This is a genomic window from Pseudomonas sp. NPDC088429 (genome assembly GCF_044753305.1).
In the GTDB taxonomy this organism is placed as follows: Bacteria; Pseudomonadota; Gammaproteobacteria; order Pseudomonadales; family Pseudomonadaceae; genus Aquipseudomonas; species Aquipseudomonas rustica.
In genome coordinates this window covers 14180-31784 of the sequence record NZ_JBIVMX010000065.1, presented here as the reverse complement: position 1 = coordinate 31784, position 17605 = coordinate 14180, and the positions used below count along the sequence as shown (strand labels likewise).

The window sequence follows — 17605 nt, the reverse complement described above, 5'->3', positions numbered from 1 at the left end:
AAAGATACACAATAACACAATTACCAAAATCACATTAATACACACGTAAACAATACCTATCAGCCGTTGGGATTCGATCGGCAGACGGAAACCGGCGAGCTTGGCCATGTGCCCGGAGTTACCGGCCGTGACCACGCCGACGCGCTTGGCGCCGATAAAACCCTTGTTGGTTTCAACACCGATGCACACGCCGTTTTCCTTGCGGAAACCGATCACTTCGGTCTGCTGAATCAAGTCCACGCCCAAGGCGTCGGCGGCACGGGCAAAGCCCCAGGCCACGGCATCGTGACGGGCGACGCCGCCGCGACGCTGAACGGTCGCGCCCATCACTGGATACCGAGTGTTTTTCGAGCAGTCGAGGTACGGAATCTCGTCAGCGACTTGCTTGGCGTTGAGCAGTTCGCCATCGACACCGTTGAGGCGGTTGGCGCTGACCCGACGCTCGGAATCACGAATGTCCTGCAGGGTGTGGCACAGGTTATAGACGCCGCGCTGGGAGAACATCACGTTGTAGTTGAGGTCTTGGGACAGGCCTTCCCACAATTTCATCGCGTGCTCGTAGAGGTGCGCCGACTCGTCCCACAGGTAGTTGGAGCGGACAATGGTGGTGTTGCGCGCGGTGTTACCGCCGCCCAGCCAGCCCTTCTCGACCACGGCGACGTTGGTGATGCCGTGTTCTTTCGCCAGATAGTAGGCAGTCGCCAGACCGTGCCCGCCGCCGCCGACGATGACCACGTCGTAGACCTTTTTCGGCGTCGGCGTGCGCCACATGCGCTGCCAGTTTTCGTGGTGGCTGAGGGAGTGTTTGAAGAGGCCGAAGCCCGAATAGCGTTGCATAGTCAGTTACTCCAGAACACTCAGCGATAAACCGGGAAGTCTGCGCACAGGGCCGACACTTGCTGGGCAACATTGGCCTCGACATCGGCATCACCGAGGTTGTCGAGGATGTCGCAGATCCAGCCGGCCAACACTTCGCACTGGGTCACCTTGAAACCGCGCGTAGTGACGGCCGGGGTGCCGATGCGCAGGCCCGAGGTCACGAACGGCGATTGCGGATCGTTCGGCACGGCGTTCTTGTTGACGGTGATGTGTGCACGGCCGAGGGCGGCGTCGGCGTCTTTACCGGTCAGGCCCTGACGGATCAGGCTGACCAGGAACAAGTGGTTGTCGGTACCGCCGGACACTACATCGTAGCCACGTTTGATAAACACGCTGGCCATCGCCTGAGCGTTGTCGATCACTTGTTGCTGATAAGCCTTGAAACCTGGCTCCAGCGCTTCCTTGAAGCACACGGCTTTACCGGCGATGACGTGCATCAGCGGGCCGCCCTGAGCGCCGGGGAATACGGCGGCGTTGAGCTTCTTCTCGATCTCTTCGTTGGACTTGGCCAGGATCAGCCCGCCACGTGGGCCACGCAGGGTTTTGTGCGTGGTGGTGGTGACCACGTCGGCGTACGGCAGCGGGTTCGGGTACAGACCGGCGGCAACCAGACCGGCAACGTGGGCCATGTCGACGAAGAGCAGCGCGCCGACTTTGTCAGCGATCTGACGGAAGCGCGGGAAGTCGAGGGTCTTCGAGTAAGCGGAGAAACCGGCGACGATCATTTTCGGCTTGGATTCGACGGCAAGACGCTCGACTTCGTCGTAATCGATCAAACCGGTGTCGGTGTTGATGCCGTACTGCACAGCGTTGTAGAGCTTGCCCGAGGACGACACTTTGGCGCCGTGGGTCAGGTGACCGCCGTGGGCGAGGCTCATGCCGAGGATGGTGTCGCCCGGCTGGATCAGCGCGAGGTAGACGGCGCTGTTGGCCGACGAACCGGAGTGCGGCTGAACGTTGGCGTAATCGGCGCCGAACAGTTGCTTGGCGCGTTCGATGGCCAGTGCTTCGACTTTATCCACATGCTCGCAGCCACCGTAGTAGCGCTTGCCCGGATAGCCTTCGGCGTATTTGTTGGTCAGGCCGCTGCCTTGCGCTTCCATCACGCGTTTGCTGGTGTAGTTCTCTGACGCGATCAGCTCGATGTGATCTTCCTGACGTTGCTCCTCGGCATTCATCGCTGCCAGCAGTGCATCGTCGTAACCCTGGATCTGGTCTTGCTTGCTGAACATCGCGTCTCTCCCAGCGGCATCTGTGCGCCATTCGTCTCGGTAAGGCACCGGCAATCACGGCAGTGCCCTTTGATGCCGATGGTATGACCGGCGCAGACAGCTCAAATGCCTGCGGACGCCACGCAAAGGTGCGTTTACGACATGGCTGGAAATGCCTTGTTGAATCTGCGCAGATCCCCTGTAGGAGTGAGCCTGCTCGCGATGGCGGTGGGTCAGCGGAGCAAATGGTGGCTGATACACCGCTATCGCGAGCAGGCTCACTCCTACAGGGGTTAAGCGGTGACTTGACGGATAAGTAGCAGCAGGAGGAAATGCGCGGGATAAAGGGCGTAAGCCCAGCGACGCATCGGCGGCGGCTGCAGATGTCGCCCATGTCGCAACAGGAACATTCCGAGCACTGGCGCAAATAGACACGCGGCAATGCCAAGAATGGCCACGCTACTGCCGAACCTCGCCGAGTCGTAAAGCACTTGCCATTGATTCGCTGCGAGGCATACCAATCCCGGCAACAGGCTGAAATACCACGGCCGACGAAACACCAGCAGCATCGCCAGCGGCAACAAAACACCGAAGAACCCGAACATCAGCCGCTCCGGGAAAACCATCGCCAGCACCAGCGCAGCAACACCGAGCAATCGCGACATCACCGATGGATCCTGCCAGCCCCGCGCCACCAGCAAGCCCAGCGCCAGCGTCGGCATCACATTCAACGTATCCGGCTCGGGAATGTACAACCGATACGGAATCTCACTCACCGCACTGAACAGCAACAACCACCCCAGATAGCGCCACTCCATCTTCCGCGAACCATCGCGCGAAAGATTCGCCGCCATCGCCAGGCAAAACCACGGAAATGCCAATCGTCCCGGCACGTACAGCCAATCGGCGGAGAACCCGACATATCGCAGGTGATCGAGCAACATGCTCAGCAGCGCCAGCCACTTGAGCAGATCCAGCGCGCCGTCGCGTTTTCTCAGGTGCATAATCGGCCTGCATCCTTGTAATGTTCAGACAGCGACATCTCGTGTGCTCCCCGGAAGATCTTCGGTAAAGTGCGCACCATCATTGACCACGAGCCTTCACAAGAGTCTCGACCACGGAAGCCGGCCATGACCGACAAGAGCCAACAATTCGCCAGCGACAACTATTCCGGTATCTGCCCTGAGGCCTGGGCTGCCATGGAACAGGCCAACCACGGCCACCAGCGCGCTTATGGCGACGATGAATGGACCGCGCGCGCGTCCGACCATTTCCGCCAATTGTTTGAAACCGACTGCGAAGTGTTCTTCGCCTTCAACGGCACCGCCGCCAACTCGCTGGCCCTGTCGTCGCTGTGCCAGAGTTACCACAGCGTGATCTGCTCGGAAACCGCCCACGTCGAAACCGACGAATGCGGCGCCCCGGAATTTTTCTCCAACGGCTCGAAACTGCTGATCGCCGGCACTGAAAACGGCAAAATCACCCCGCAGTCGATCCGCGAAGTCGCGCTCAAGCGCCAGGACATCCACTACCCGAAACCGCGCGTGGTGACCCTGACCCAAGCCACTGAAGTCGGCAGCGTCTACACCCCGGAAGAAGTCCGCGCCATCAGCGCCACTTGCAAGGAACTGGGCCTGCACCTGCACATGGACGGCGCGCGCTTCTCCAACGCCTGCGCCTTCCTCGGCTGCTCGCCAGCGGATCTGACCTGGAAGGCTGGTGTCGATGTGCTGTGCTTTGGCGGCACGAAAAACGGCATGGCGGTGGGTGAGGCGATTCTGTTCTTCAACCACAAACTGGCTGAAGACTTCGACTACCGCTGCAAACAGGCCGGTCAGTTGGCGTCGAAAATGCGCTTCCTCTCGGCCCCGTGGGTCGGCATCCTCGAAACCGACGCCTGGCTGAAATATGCGCGCCACGCCAACCACTGCGCGCAATTGCTCGCGGAACTGGTCAGCGACATTCCCGGCGTCGAACTGATGTTCCCGGTGCAGGCCAACGGCGTGTTCCTGCAACTCTCGGAACCGGCCATCGCCGCGCTCACCGCGAAGAACTGGCGTTTCTACACCTTCATCGGCAAGGGCGGCGCACGCTTCATGTGCTCGTGGGACACCGAAGAAGAACGCGTCCGCGAACTCGCCCGCGACATCCGCGAAGTCATGTCCGCCTGACCTGACGCCAGCGCACTGATCGTTCCCACGCTCCGCGTGGGAACGCCTCCCGGGACGCTCCGCGTTCCATTCCCCAGACGCTAAACACCGCTATGACGCAGAGCGTCAATGGCTGCATTCCCACGCAGAGCGTGGGATCGATCTTCGGCCGAGGATGACTTTTCCCACCGTAATACCAGACTTCTCTTCTAGCGCGATCATCCCACCCGCCTCACCCTGATCGTTCCCACGCTCTGCGTGGAAACGCCTCCCGGGACGCTCCGCGTTCCATTCCCGTCGTACCGCAAGATTCAAGGAAGAATCCCATGGGCCGAAGCCGCTACACCATTACTGAAACCGACAAACCGCAATTCCTGACTTGCACGATCATGGAGTGGTTGCCGTTATTCATCCGCCCGTACATCGTCGACCACCTGCTCAACTGCTGGCGTTATCAACAGACCCACCATGACTTGAAGCTGTACGGCTACGTGATTCTGGAAAACCATCTTCACTTCGTCGCTCAGGCGCCCGACCTGAGTAAATGTCTCAGCCAATTCAAATCTTTCACCGCGCGACAAATCATCAATGATCTGCAAAGCAAAGGTGCCGACAAAGCCCTGAAACGTCTGCGCTTTAGCAAACGCGCGCATAAGCAGGATCGGGTGTACCAGTTGTGGCAGGAAGGTTCACACGCAGAAATGGTCTACAGCGAATCGGTGATGCGTCAGAAGCTTGAATACATCCACAACAATCCAGTGAAACGTGGATATGTGGACTTGCCGGAGCATTGGCGTTATTCGAGCGCTAGAGACTACGCGGGAATGCCGGGGCTGATTGAGGTTCAGTGCTGGTATTGATGGGACGCAGAGCGTCCCGGGCTGCATTCCCACGCGGAGCATGGGAACGAGCAAATTGAGTCCGCCCGACCTCCGCACTGATCGTTCCCACGCTCCGCGTGGGAATGCCTCTCGGGACGCTCCGCGTTCCAGCCTCACCATAAACGTAAAGCTGAGCACCGCTACGACGCGGAGCGTCAGTGGCTGCATTCCCACGCGGAGCGTGGGAACGATCATGCCGGAGACAGCGTTCCCTGATCTGCTTGGTCTACATTGTCTGTCGAGCCCTCCGCTCACATAACAATAAGCAGGAGCATCGGCATGTCGTTACAAGGCAAAACCCTGTTCATCACCGGCGCCAGCCGTGGCATTGGCCGTGAGATTGCGCTGCGTGCCGCGAGGGACGGGGCCAATATCGTCATCGCGGCGAAGAGCGCCGAACCCCACGCGAAATTGCCCGGCACCATTCACAGCGTCGCCGCTGAAGTCGAAGCGGCGGGCGGCAAGGCGTTGGCGTTGCAGGTGGATGTGCGTGATGAGGACGCGGTGCGCCGAGCACTGGCTCAAGCCAATGAGCACTTCGGCGGCATCGATGCGCTGGTAAACAACGCCGGGGCAATCAAACTCACTGGTGTGCAACACATCGAGCTCAAACGCTTCGACCTGATGCACCAGATCAACACCCGCGCGGTGCTGCTGTGCAGCCAGGCCGCCCTGCCCTATCTGAAGAAATCCTCGGGGCACATCCTCAATCTGTCGCCACCGCTGAATCTGGCGAGCAAGTGGTTTGCACAGTTCAGCCCCTACACGGTGACCAAGTACGGCATGAGCATGTTGACGCTGGGGATGAGTGAGGAGTTTGCCGCGTACGGAATCAGCGTGAATTCGTTGTGGCCGCAGACGATGATTGCCACGGCGGCGATTGAGTTTCAACTGGGGAATCGGGAGTCGTTCAAGCAGGCGCGAACGCCAGCGATCATGGCGGATGCGGCGCATGTGATTTTGGATAGCCGCGATCGGCAGATCACCGGGCGGCTATTGATTGATGAAGAAATTTTGCGCGAGAGCGGTGTGACTGAGTTCAATCACTACCGGTTTGATCGGGAAAGCGAGGCGGCGTTGATGCCGGATTTGTTTGTTGACTGAAAAAGCCCCCTCACCCTAGCCCTCTCCCAAAGGGAGAGGGGACTGATTGGGGGATATTTGAGGGTTTCGCCGACATGAAACTGCTTTGCCGAATCCATAATCGATAAGGTCTTTCAGGTCGATGTAGAGCGCCAGACACCTCGGTCAGTCCCCTCTCCCTCTGGAAGAGGGGGCTGATTGGGGGATATTTGAGGATTTCGCCGACATGAAACTGCTTTGCCGAATCCACAATCGATAAGGTCTTTCAGGTCGATGTAGAGCGCCAGACACCTCGGTCGGCCCCCTCTCCCTCTGGGAGAGGGCTGGGGTGAGGGGCAAGCCGTACGCAAAAATTCGCCCCCCTCAAAACTCGATACGCACATCACCTTTAGGCACACTGCAGCACGACAAGATAAACCCCTCCGCCTCGTCGTCCTCGGTAATCCCGCCGTTGTGCTCCATCTCCACCTCGCCACCCAGCTTCAGCACCTTGCACGTCCCGCAAATCCCCATCCCGCACGCTTTCGGAATCATCAACCCAAGCTTGGCAGCCGCCGCATGTACGGTCTCGCCCGGTGCCACACGGATGCTCTTGCCGGACGAGGTGAACTCGACCTGATGCAGATCGGCGATATCAATTTCCGGTGCATCCGCAGCTTGCTCCGCCTGTTCCACCGCATCGGCACGGGCCTCGGGCGGCGTGGCACCGAACGATTCCTCGTGATAACGCGACATGTCGTAACCAGCCACTTCCAGCAACCGCTTGACCGCATTCATGTACGGCGTCGGCCCGCAGCAGAACACTTCGCGCTCAAGGAAGTCCGGCACCATCAGTTCCAGCATCTTGTGGTTCAGGTAACCGCGATACCCGGCCCACGGCTCACCCAAACCGTGCTTCTCACAAATCAGGTGCAGGCTGAAGTTGTCGATCCGCGACGCCATGTGCTCCAGCTCGCGGTGGTAAATGATGTCTTTCGGCGAGCGCGCGCTGTGGATAAAGGTCATGTCGACGTTGGCGTTGGTGTCGTAGAACCAGCGCGCCATCGACATGCACGGCGTGATACCGACGCCGCCGCTCAGGTACAAGACTTTCGGGCTCGGGAAGTCGATGGCGTTGAACAGCCCGACCGGCCCGTGCACCGCCAACTCCTGCCCTTCATGCAGCGTGTCGTGCAACCAGTTCGAGACCTTGCCGCCCGGCACGCGTTTGATCGTCACCGAAAAGCTGTACGGCACCGACGGCGAACTGGAAATGGTGTACGAACGCATGATCGGCTGGCCTTCGATTTCCAGCTCCAGGGTCACGAACTGCCCGGGCTTGAAGAAGAACAGGATCGGCTGGTCGGCCATAAAGCAGAAGGTGCGCACGTCCCAGGTTTCCTGGATGACTTTGACGCAACGGACGATGTGTCGGCCATTGGCCCAGGTCTGGGTGGTGACCGGATTCAGGAAGCTGTTGGACATGCTGTTCTCCACGGCCGACTGTCGGCCTCATGTCGGCGATTCTGCGTATAGCGCGAACCGCCCGTTTACCTATCCGCGACATCGGCATACTTATCGCGACCAGCCCCCAACCACCGGGGGTTGCGCGTCGGGAACAGATTGCATCATGTCGCCCATGGATAAGGTTGCGCCCCGCGCCGGGCCCACACTCGCCCCAACACCAAGACAGATTCTTTACACCTTGCGTAGCCACTTTGCAGCACCCCTGATTAGCCACATTCGCCGGCCACGTAGAGGGCCATGAGGATCACATCGATGGACGTCACCGCAAAAATCAGCCTGGGCGATCCGCTGGAACCCGCACGCAAGGCCACCGCACAAATGCTCCAGGAGCGCGAGCGCACCTTTTCGCTGCCACAACCGTTCTACAGCGATGAACGCCTTTTCGATATCGACATGCAGGAGATCTTCCAGAAAGAGTGGTTGATTGCCGGCATGACCTGCGAGATCCCGGCCAAAGGCAACTATCTGACCCTGCAGATCGGCAAGAACCCGATCATCGTCATTCGTGGCGCTGAAGGCGTTGTGCATGCGTTCCACAACGTCTGCCGCCACCGTGGCTCGCGTCTGTGCACCAGCGAGAAGGGCAAAGTCGCCAAACTGGTCTGCCACTATCACCAGTGGACGTACGAGCTGGACGGTCGCCTGTTGTTCGCCGGCACCGAAATGGGCGCCGACTTCGACATGAAGCAGTACGGCCTCAAACCAGTCAACGTGAAGACCGCCGGCGGCTACATCTTTATCAGCCTGGCGGAGAATCCACCGGCCATTGATGACTTCCTGTCGACGCTGAACCATTACATGGAACCGTACGACATGGAGAACACCAAGGTGGCGATCACCACCACCTTGATGGAAAAAGCGAACTGGAAACTGGTGCTGGAAAACAACCGCGAGTGCTACCACTGCAACGCGTCGCACCCGGAACTGCTGAAAACCCTGCTGGAATGGGACGACGTCACCGACCCGCGCGCCGATCAGGCGTTCAAGGATCACGTCGCCGCCTCCGCTGCAGCCTGGGAAGCCGAGAAGATTCCTTACGCCCACGCCAGTTTCGGCCTGCGTAACCGCATCGTGCGCATGCCGCTGCTCAAAGGCACCGTGTCGATGACCCTCGACGGCAAACAGGGCTGCGCGAAACTGATGGGCCGCATCAAGAACCCGGATCTCGGCTCGATGCGCATCCTGCACCTGCCGCACTCCTGGAACCACTGCATGGGCGACCACATCATCGTCTTCACCGTGTGGCCGATCAGCGCGCAGGAAACCATGGTCACCACCAAGTGGATCGTGCACAAAGATGCGGTTGAGGGTGTGGATTACGATGTTGATCGCATGCGCCAGGTGTGGGATGCGACCAATGATCAGGATCGGCGTCTGGCTGAGGAGAATCAGCGCGGGATCAACTCGACGGCGTATCAGCCTGGGCCTTATTCGAAGACCTATGAGTTTGGTGTGGTCAACTTCGTGGATTGGTACAGCGAGCGCTTGCTGAACAACCTTGGGGCAGAGCCTGCGCCTTACCTCAAAGGTGTCCCGGTTCAGGGCTGAGCAAGATCAAAAGATCGCAGCCTTCGGCAGCTCCTACAGGTGGAATGCGTTCCACCTGTGGGAGCGGGCTTGCTCGCGAAGGCGTCCTGAAAAACACCACATCCCTAAAGCCAGATTGCACAATTTCTGATCAACCACCCCGCACCCCATACCCACCAAGCCCCCCAGCCTTCCGCAAACAAGTTATCCACACACCCACCCACAGAAAATGGGGACAACTGTGGATGATTCGAAAAATATCCCACTGATTTGCAAAGAAAAACCGTGACTTATCCAGAAGTACGGTTTTGAAAACACATTGATCGCTTTTTGATCAACAGCCTGCAAGCCACGCCATTCGTGGCGTTCAGCGGATGGCAAACACCTTATCCACAGAAGAGCCAACAGAGATCGGGGGTAACTTTATGCCTGCTGTGGAAAAGCCCTGAAGAATGCGAAATATCAGGCTCTACGGGCAATTCATCGAGTCAAAAGCGCGAATTGATCAGTTATTGACCAACTCTCTGAAAGCCGCGTTATATATAGCTCCCAGGGGTTAGCGAACATCTTATCCACAGAAGCGCCAACAGAGATCGGGGGTAACTTACGCAGTTATCCCGCAGAAAAATCCCGTAAAAACCGTAACTTAGGCTGGTTGTTTTTTGATCTGCGGCCTGCAAGCCACGGCAGACATGACTTGCAGCGAGGGGTGAACACGTTATCCACAGACTGACCAGCAGGGATTGTGTGTAAACCCTCGCCAGTGGATAACCGAGTTCATGCTCGGCGCATCAAATAGGCCTCGCCCGTCACCCGGATCATCGGATGCGGAACCACTTGGCAGGTTTTGACGATGCCGAAGCCATGTCGCTCATAGAAGCGGCGGGCGCCGGTGTTGGCGGCGTAGTCGATCAGGCTCAGACCTTTGAGCGCGAGCTGATCGGCGCGGGCCTGGGCATGCTGGAGGAAGCGCACGCCCAACCCTTGATTGCGCCAACCTTCGTGCAGCGCGAGGCTGGAGATGTACAGCGTGTCCGCCACTTCCATGTCGGCGTATGGCGCTAGCACGGGGTCGGTGGGCGGGGTCGGGTCTGGATCTTCGCGCGTGACGTAACTGTGCATCATGCCAACCACGCGGCCATCGGCCTCAGCGATCAGGCAGTTCTGCCAGGAAAAATCCACATCATCGCGCGCATAGCGCCGCTCACCGACATCAAGCAATGCCTCACCCGGCTCCGCCAATTGGCTCCAGATGTAGTCCGAGGCACCCTCTGAAGAGATCTGAAACAAACGCGCAATATCGCGCGCATCCGTGCGCCGGGCAGGTCGAAACTCAACGGTCATTCACTTGACTCCTCGGGGGTTTGAGCGGGTGTTTTAACCTGTGGTTGAAGCTGATCGCAAAGGAATGCCGGGGATTTTTCATGTCAACAAATGACTTGTAGGAGCTGAGCTTGCTCGCGAAAGCGGTGTTTCAGTCGACACATCCGCCGACTGACACACCGTCTTCGCGAGCAAGCTCAGCTCCTACAGAGGATCAGCGGTGTCAGCGGTGTCAGCGGTGTCAGCGGTGTCAGCGGACGACGCCTTCTTCGATGAGGAGTTTGAGGATGGCTTCGGCACCGGCCTGCGGGGTGACGCCTTTGAGCACTTGCCCACCGCCGCCGCTGGCTTTTGCCGTAGCGGCTTTCATCCGGTCAGCACCGCTTTTGGCTTTGATCACTTTCAGGCGTTTTGGCCGTGGTTTGGCCGGTTGCAGGGTCGCGACGGACAGAAGTTCATCATCGATAACTTCAACGTCGTCAGCCTCCAGTACCCCTCGCCGCGCCGGGCCGTAAGCACTCTGCCGAGGTTTCGGCGCAGCGTTATCCACAGTCGCCAGAAACGGCAGTTTCACCTTCAAGCGACGTCGTTGCCCACGCGGCAAAGCCTGCAGCACCAACGCCGATCCATCATTGATCGACTCCACCTGCGCCAACCCGACCACCAGCGGCCAGCCCAAACCTTCGGCGAGCAGAAACGGCAACATCCCCGAGCCTTCACCGGTTTCGGCCTGGCTGCCGGTCAGCACCACTTGCGCGCCGGCATCACGCAGATACGCGGTCAGCGCCGGTAACGCATCAGCGCCAGTCGGTTGCTCAAGCACATGCATCTGTTCCAGGCCCATGCCCAGATAGGCGCGCAACGCCGGTTCGGCAACATCGCCGGCATGCAGCACTTGCAGGTTATCCCCAGCGAGTTGCAGGCCCAACTCCACAGCGCGCGCATCTTGCTCGGCGCGACGTGGCCGGCCGGAGGTCGGGTGAGCGCCGATTGAAACCAGACTGATAACGTTCGTGTTCATAGCGTTTCCTTAAGCCGCATCGCGCTTGGCGTCGTTGCGGTAAGCCGCCACCGCCGCGATCAAGGCTTGAAGAATCTCTGCGCTTTCGCCGATCACCGAGAGATCGGCGCGTTTGATCATGTCGCAACCGGGATCGAGGTTGATCGCCACGACCTTGTCGCAGGCGCCAATGCCCTGCAAATGCTGGATCGCCCCGGAAATACCCACAGCGACATACACCCGCGCGGTGACCCAAGTGCCGGACGCGCCGACCTGGCGATCACGCGCCATAAAGCCATCGTCCACCGCCACCCGCGATGCGCCTTCGGTGGCGCCGAGTGCGGCAGCCGTTTCGTGGAACAGCGCCCAGTCCTTGACGCCGTTACCGCCGGAGAAAATGAACTCCGCTTCGGCCATCGGAATCGCTGCCGGGTCGACCGCCACTGCGCCAAGATCTTCGATCCGCGACAGGCTGCGGGCGACGCTTGTGGATAACTCCACTGGCAACGCTTCATGACGGGTTTCGCTGACCGGTTCGGCACATTCCGCCGACGCCAGAATCAACCGCGCGAGCGGACGTGCAAGATCCTGCAAGCCAGCACCGGCGCGGCCGATGCACTCTTGATCCTTGACCTGCCACACTCGCGTTGCCGGGCGTTCGCCCAGTGCAGCGGCGAAGCGTCGACCGAGTTCACCGCCACCGCTGCGACTGTCCGGTAGCAGCCAGTGACGCGGATTGAACTGGTTATCCACAGCACGCAAACCTTGCACGCGTTGCTCCGGTGCATAACCGCTGAAGGCTTCACCTTCGAGCACCAACAAACGATCCACGCCAGCAGTAGCGAACGCGTTTTCCTTATGTTCACCAAAAACCACCGCCAACACCGCGCCGTCCTTGCCGGCCAGTTGATGAGCGAGGCCAAGCAAATCGCGGTCGTGGCTACTCAAGCGGCCACCGACCATGTCCGGCACCACGCTGATGTAAAACGCCGGGGCTGGCACCTGATGCAGCGGCAATTGCACTTCCACAGCCGCCGAACGTTTGACCGCCCCGCCCTGCTGCGCGCCGCTGCGGTCGATCCGTTTGATGCCGTTGGGGCCGATAAAACCCATGCCGTGCAGGTTCTTGCGGATGACGCCGTTCGGCCCCATCCAGCTGTGCTGCGCCGGTTGCATCGCCGCGTGCAGCGGGTGCAAACGGTTACGGGCAATCCATTCGGCGCGCGGGTCGCGGCGGATAATATCGCTCATCAGTGGGCCTCCGCAGGTTCACGTTTGGCCGGGGTGGCAGGCTTGCTTGGCGAGGCGTCTTCGAGCAGCGCGTCAGCCACCAGTTCGGCAATGTCCTTGATCAGCGGACGCGGTTCGACCACGCCTTCGAGCATCGCCGTGCACTGTGGACAACCCACGGCCACCAGTTCGGCGCCGGTCTCGCGAATGTCTTCCATGCGCATATCGGGAATCCGCTGCTTGCCCGGAATGTCAGTGATCGGCGCCCCGCCGCCACCGCCGCAGCAGCGTGAGCGGAAGCCGGAACGCTGCATCTCTTTGACTTCGATGCCGAGGGCGCGCAGCACTTCACGCGGCGCCTCGTACTCGCCGTTGTAGCGGCCGAGGTAGCACGGATCGTGATAGGTCACGCTGTTGCCTTTGTGCTGACCCAGATTGAGCGCGCCGGCCTGAATGATTTCCGCCATGTAGGTGCTGTGATGTTGCACCAGGTAATTGCCGTCGAACGCGCCGTATTCGTTTTTCAGCACATGGAAGCTGTGCGGATCGCAGGTGACGATGCGGTTGAAGCTGTATTTGCCCAGGGTCTGAATGTTGCGTTTAGCGAGCAACTGGAAGGTTGCTTCGTCGCCCAAGCGGCGCGCCACGTCACCGCTGTCACGCTCTTCAAGACCGAGCACGGCGAAATCGATTTTCGCCGCTTTCAGCACTTTGACGAAGGCGCGCAGAGTGCGTTGGTTGCGCATGTCGAACGCGCCGTCGCCAACCCAGAACAGCACGTCGGTGGATTTCTTTTCGCTGAGCAGATTGAGGTTCAAGTCCGCCGCCCAGTTCATCCGCCCGCCCGGGGCGAAACCGCCAGGGTTGTCGGTGGCGATGAGGTTTTCGAGAACTTCGGCGCCCTTGTTCGGGGTCGCGCCTTTTTCCAGGGTCAGATGGCGGCGCATGTCGACGATGGCGTCGACGTGCTCGATCATCATCGGGCATTCCTCGACGCAGGCGCGGCAAGTGGTGCACGACCACAGGGTTTCGGCGTCGACCAGACCGTTAACGATAGGTTGATGCGGATTGCCGCTGTGTTCGCCGATAGGTTTGCCGGGATACGGGCTGCCAGCAAACTTGGCATCGGTACCGCCAGCGAGGCCGACGACCATGTCCTGAATCAGTTTTTTCGGGTTCAGTGGCTGACCAGCGGCGAACGCCGGGCACGCGGCTTCGCATTTACCGCACTGCACGCAGGCGTCGAATCCGAGCAACTGATTCCAGGTGAAATCTACGGGTTTCTCAACACCCAACGGTGCTGACGGATCATTGAGATCCAAAGGTTTCAGTCCCGTGGAACGACCGCCGCCAAAACGCTCAGCGCGACGGTGCCAAGCCAAATGCAAAGCGCCGGCAAAGGCGTGTTTCATCGGCCCGCCCCAAGTCATGCCGAAGAACAGTTCCGACACGCCCCACAGCACACCAATTCCCAAGATGACCGCGAGTACCCAGCCACCGAAGTTCTCCGGCAGAATTCCAGCCACCGGCAGAGTCAGCAGAAAGAACGACGCCGAGAATGCCAGCAAGCTTTTCGGCAGGCGCATCCACGGGCCTTTCGACAGCCGCGCTGGCGGGTTGCGCCGACGCAGATAAACGAAGATCGCGCCGACGAACATCACTGCCGTCATCAGCAGCAAGGCGTAACCGAGAATGCGGTTATGCAGGCCGAAACCGTGCACCAGCAGCGCCAGCACAATCGACGCCACCGCACCGCCGGCCGTGGCCACGTGGGTGTTGGCGATGTATTTGTCCCGCGCGACGACATGGTGCAAATCGACCATGTAACGCTTGGGCATGGCGAACAGGCCGCCGATCAGGTCGACCTTCGAGGCCCGGCCCCGACGCCACATGGCCACCCGCCGCAACGCGCCAAGGACACCAAGGCCCAGAGCTGCGAACAACAGGATTGGAAGAAGGGTGTTCAACATGGTGAAGCTCCCACCAGTACAACCTGGAGAAACACGGCGTTCAATGATCGTTCCCACGCTCTGCGTGGGAATGCATCCCGGGACGCTCCGCGTCCCAAAGCGGACGCGGAGCGTCCATTGCGGCATTCCCACGCGGAGCGTGGGAACGATCGTTCGCGAGGCTTAGAAGTCTTTGCACAACCGCAGGGCGTCGTAGATGGCGGCGTGGGTGTTGCGCTGCGCCACGCAGTCGCCGATGCGGAACAGCAAGTAACCGTCGCCCGTGGTGCTCAACGAAGGCTGCGGTTTGATCGCGAACAAGGCATCGATATCGATCTGGCCCTTGTTGCGCGAACCGTCCTTGAGCCCGTAATACAACTCTTCGTCGGGGCGCACACCGTTCTCCACTACCACCTGATCGACCACCCGCTCCTCTTTGGCGCCGGTGTATTCGTTCTCCAGCACCGCGATCAGTTTGTCGCCTTCGCGGTAGACCTTCTCGAGCATCATGTCGCCGGTCATGATCACTTCTTTCGGGTACATGCTGCGGTAGTAGGTCGGGAACGACGTACCGCCGATGGCCACGCCCGGTTTGATGTCGTCGGTGACGATCTCGACCTGGCTGCCCTTGTCAGCAAGGAAGTCGGCAACCGACATCCCGGTGAACTCGCAAATGGTGTCGTAGACCAGCACGTTCTTGCCCGGCGCGACCTTGCCGTCCAGCACGTCCCAACTGCTGACGACCAAACCTTCAGCGGCGCCCCAGTGTTCGTTCTGCTCCAGGAACGGATGACCGCCAACCGCCAGCACCACCACGTCCGGACGCAAGTCCATGATGGTCGCGATGTCCGCTGCCGTGCCCAGACGCAGATCGACTTTCAACCGCGCCAGTTCCAGTTGGAACCAGCGAGTGATGCCAGCAATCTGGTCACGCTGCGGCGCTTTCGATGCCGTGGTGATCTGCCCGCCGATAAATTCTTTCTTCTCGAACAAGGTCACGTCGTGGCCACGTTCAGCCGACACGCGAGCGGCTTCCATCCCCGCAGGCCCGGCACCGACGACGACCACTTTGCGTTTGACGCCGGTGGATTTTTCGATGATGTGCGGCACGCCCATGTATTCACGGGAGGTCGCGGCGTTCTGGATGCACAGCACGTCCAGACCTTGGTACTGACGGTCGATGCAATAGTTGGCGCCGACGCACTGTTTGATCTGATCGATCTGGCCCATTTTGATCTTGGCGATCAGGTGCGGGTCAGCGATGTGCGCGCGGGTCATGCCGACCATGTCGACGTAACCGCCTTCGAGAATGCGCGTCGCCTGGTTCGGATCCTTGATGTTCTGCGCGTGCAAAACCGGCGCCTTCACCACTTCTTTGATGCCCGCAGCCAGGTGCAGAAACGGCTCCGGTGGATAACTCATGTTGGGGATAACGTTCGCCAGGGTGTTGTGGGTGTCGCAACCCGAACCGACCACACCGATGAAGTCGAGCATGCCGGTGTCGTCGTAATACTTGGCGATCTGCTTCATGTCCTCGTGGGACAAACCGTCCGGGTGGAATTCGTCACCGCACAGACGGATGCCGACGCAGAAATCATCGCCGACTTCCTTGCGCACAGCCTTGAGCACTTCGAGGCCGAAACGCATGCGGTTCTCGAAGCTGCCGCCCCACTCGTCCGTACGTTTGTTGACGCGCGGGCTCCAGAACTGGTCGATCATGTGCTGGTGCACGGCGGACAGTTCGACACCGTCGAGACCACCGGCCTTGGCCCGCGCGGCGGCAGTGGCGTAGTTGCCGATCACCCGCCAGATTTCTTCCGGCTCGATGGTTTTGCAGGTCGCGCGGTGCACCGGTTCGCGGATGCCCGACGGCGACAGCAGGGTCGGCCAGTGCTCGCCATCCCAGCGCGAACGACGACCCATGTGGGTAATCTGAATCATGATCTTGGCGCCATGCTTGTGCATCGCGTCCGCCAGATTCTGGAAATGCGGAATGATCCGGTCGTCCGCCAGGTTCACCGATTTCCACCAGCCTTGCGGGCTGTCGATGGCGACACTGGAAGAACCGCCGCAAATCGCCAGGCCGATGCCGCCCTTGGCTTTCTCTTCGTAGTATTTGACGTAGCGGTCGGTGGTCATGCCGCCGTCCGTTGCGTAGACCTCAGCGTGCGCGGTGCTGAGCACGCGGTTGCGGATGGTCAGTTTGCCGATCTGGATCGGCTGGAACATTGCTTCGAAAGCCATGGCGGGTTCCTCGACTTACAACGGCTTGACGGTGAACAAGCCGTCTTCGTGGCCTTCTTCGGAGCCACCGTAAACTTGCTCGGCAACCGTGCGAATCTTGCTGCCGCGGGCTTCAAGGATCTGATCCATCGCACCGGCAAACCAACCGGTGAACATGTAGTCGACCTTGCGCCCGACCTTGCCGTAGACGTAGACGAATGCCGAGTGTTCGAGCTTGACGTTGGCAGTGCCTTTGTCGAGGTCGATGTCCTGAATCTTGAACAGGCCCCAGCCGCGTTGCGACAGGCGTTTCATGTAGTGCTCGAATACGGCGACGCCTTCCAGGCCGTGGCATTCAGCTTCTTTTTCGCACCAGTGCCAGGCGGATTTGTAGCCGGCCTTGTAGAGGATTTCGGCGTAGGCGTCGGCGCCCAAGACTTCTTCGATGCCCATGTGGTTATTGACGAAAAAGTGGCGCGGCACGTAGAGCATCGGCAGGGCGTCGGAGGTCCAGACACCGGTCTCGCTGTCGACTTCGATTGGCAATTGCGGGGCGATCTTGGCCATGGAAAGTTAACTCCAGAAAATTTGGTTTGTTGCCCCCGGCGCGGACGGCCGGGGGAAAGGATTCAGAAGTGCGGCG

14 protein-coding genes are annotated in these 17605 nt (G+C 59.8%); 4 read left to right on the top strand and 10 right to left on the bottom strand.

All coding sequences use genetic code 11. The features are described 5' to 3' along the window. The 3 genes from ACIP66_RS23860 to ACIP66_RS23850 form a co-directional block, all read right to left on the bottom strand. A partial coding sequence (locus ACIP66_RS23860; protein ID WP_400651374.1) for an FAD-dependent oxidoreductase occupies positions 1–837 on the bottom strand: 837 nt, incomplete at its 3' end. Between the two features lie 20 nt (positions 838–857). Continuing rightward, entirely contained in the window at positions 858–2111 is a 1254-nt protein-coding gene (locus tag ACIP66_RS23855; protein WP_008086924.1) for a serine hydroxymethyltransferase, read from the bottom strand. A gap of 272 nt (positions 2112–2383) precedes the next feature. Then, positions 2384–3094, bottom strand: coding sequence for a TraX family protein (locus ACIP66_RS23850; protein WP_400651372.1), 711 nt, complete (start codon positions 3092–3094; stop codon positions 2384–2386). Between the two features lie 126 nt (positions 3095–3220). Between ACIP66_RS23850 and ACIP66_RS23845 the strand changes: the two genes are divergently transcribed. The 3 genes from ACIP66_RS23845 (at position 3221) to ACIP66_RS23835 (ending at position 6225) form a co-directional block, all read left to right on the top strand. Next, complete coding sequence (locus ACIP66_RS23845) at positions 3221–4261, top strand: low specificity L-threonine aldolase (RefSeq protein ID WP_008084160.1); 1041 nt, start codon at positions 3221–3223, stop codon at positions 4259–4261. 305 nt (positions 4262–4566) lie between these two features. Continuing rightward, positions 4567–5100: an REP-associated tyrosine transposase gene (locus ACIP66_RS23840; RefSeq protein ID WP_400651369.1), complete on the top strand. Its 534-nt coding sequence runs from the start codon at positions 4567–4569 to the stop codon at positions 5098–5100. 300 nt (positions 5101–5400) lie between these two features. Next, on the top strand, positions 5401–6225 hold the full coding sequence (locus tag ACIP66_RS23835) for an SDR family oxidoreductase (RefSeq protein ID WP_400651366.1): 825 nt from the start codon (positions 5401–5403) through the stop codon (positions 6223–6225). Between the two features lie 342 nt (positions 6226–6567). Here the strand turns inward: ACIP66_RS23835 and gbcB are convergent, their stop codons facing one another. Then, complete coding sequence (gene gbcB / locus ACIP66_RS23830) at positions 6568–7668, bottom strand: glycine-betaine demethylase subunit GbcB (protein WP_053124547.1); 1101 nt, start codon at positions 7666–7668, stop codon at positions 6568–6570. A 294-nt stretch (positions 7669–7962) separates the two neighbouring features. Between gbcB and gbcA the strand changes: the two genes are divergently transcribed. Next, entirely contained in the window at positions 7963–9258 is a 1296-nt protein-coding gene (gene gbcA, locus ACIP66_RS23825; protein ID WP_053124549.1) for a glycine-betaine demethylase subunit GbcA, read from the top strand. A 756-nt stretch (positions 9259–10014) separates the two neighbouring features. Here gbcA and ACIP66_RS23820 read toward each other — a convergent pair. The 6 genes from ACIP66_RS23820 to ACIP66_RS23795 form a co-directional block, all read right to left on the bottom strand. Further along, entirely contained in the window at positions 10015–10581 is a 567-nt protein-coding gene (locus ACIP66_RS23820) for a GNAT family N-acetyltransferase (RefSeq protein ID WP_400651362.1), read from the bottom strand. Positions 10582–10810: 229 nt separating this feature from the next. Then, positions 10811–11581 carry an electron transfer flavoprotein subunit beta gene (locus ACIP66_RS23815; protein ID WP_400651359.1) on the bottom strand — a complete coding sequence of 257 codons (771 nt, stop codon included), beginning with the start codon at positions 11579–11581 and terminating at the stop codon, positions 10811–10813. A 9-nt stretch (positions 11582–11590) separates the two neighbouring features. Next, the gene (locus ACIP66_RS23810; protein WP_053124554.1) at positions 11591–12811 is read right to left on the bottom strand and encodes an electron transfer flavoprotein subunit alpha/FixB family protein; all 1221 of its coding nucleotides are present in this window, start codon (positions 12809–12811) and stop codon (positions 11591–11593) included. Then, positions 12811–14760 (bottom strand): dimethylglycine demethylation protein DgcB, encoded by a 1950-nt coding sequence (gene dgcB, locus ACIP66_RS23805; RefSeq protein ID WP_400651356.1) that lies wholly within the window; start codon positions 14758–14760, stop codon positions 12811–12813. The genes ACIP66_RS23810 and dgcB overlap by 1 nt, the downstream gene beginning before the upstream one ends. A 162-nt stretch (positions 14761–14922) precedes the next feature. Then, positions 14923–16983: a dimethylglycine demethylation protein DgcA gene (dgcA, locus tag ACIP66_RS23800; protein ID WP_212550116.1), complete on the bottom strand. Its 2061-nt coding sequence runs from the start codon at positions 16981–16983 to the stop codon at positions 14923–14925. Positions 16984–16998: 15 nt separating this feature from the next. Continuing rightward, the gene (locus ACIP66_RS23795) at positions 16999–17529 is read right to left on the bottom strand and encodes a DUF5943 domain-containing protein (protein ID WP_400651353.1); all 531 of its coding nucleotides are present in this window, start codon (positions 17527–17529) and stop codon (positions 16999–17001) included. Positions 17530–17605 lie beyond the last annotated feature (76 nt).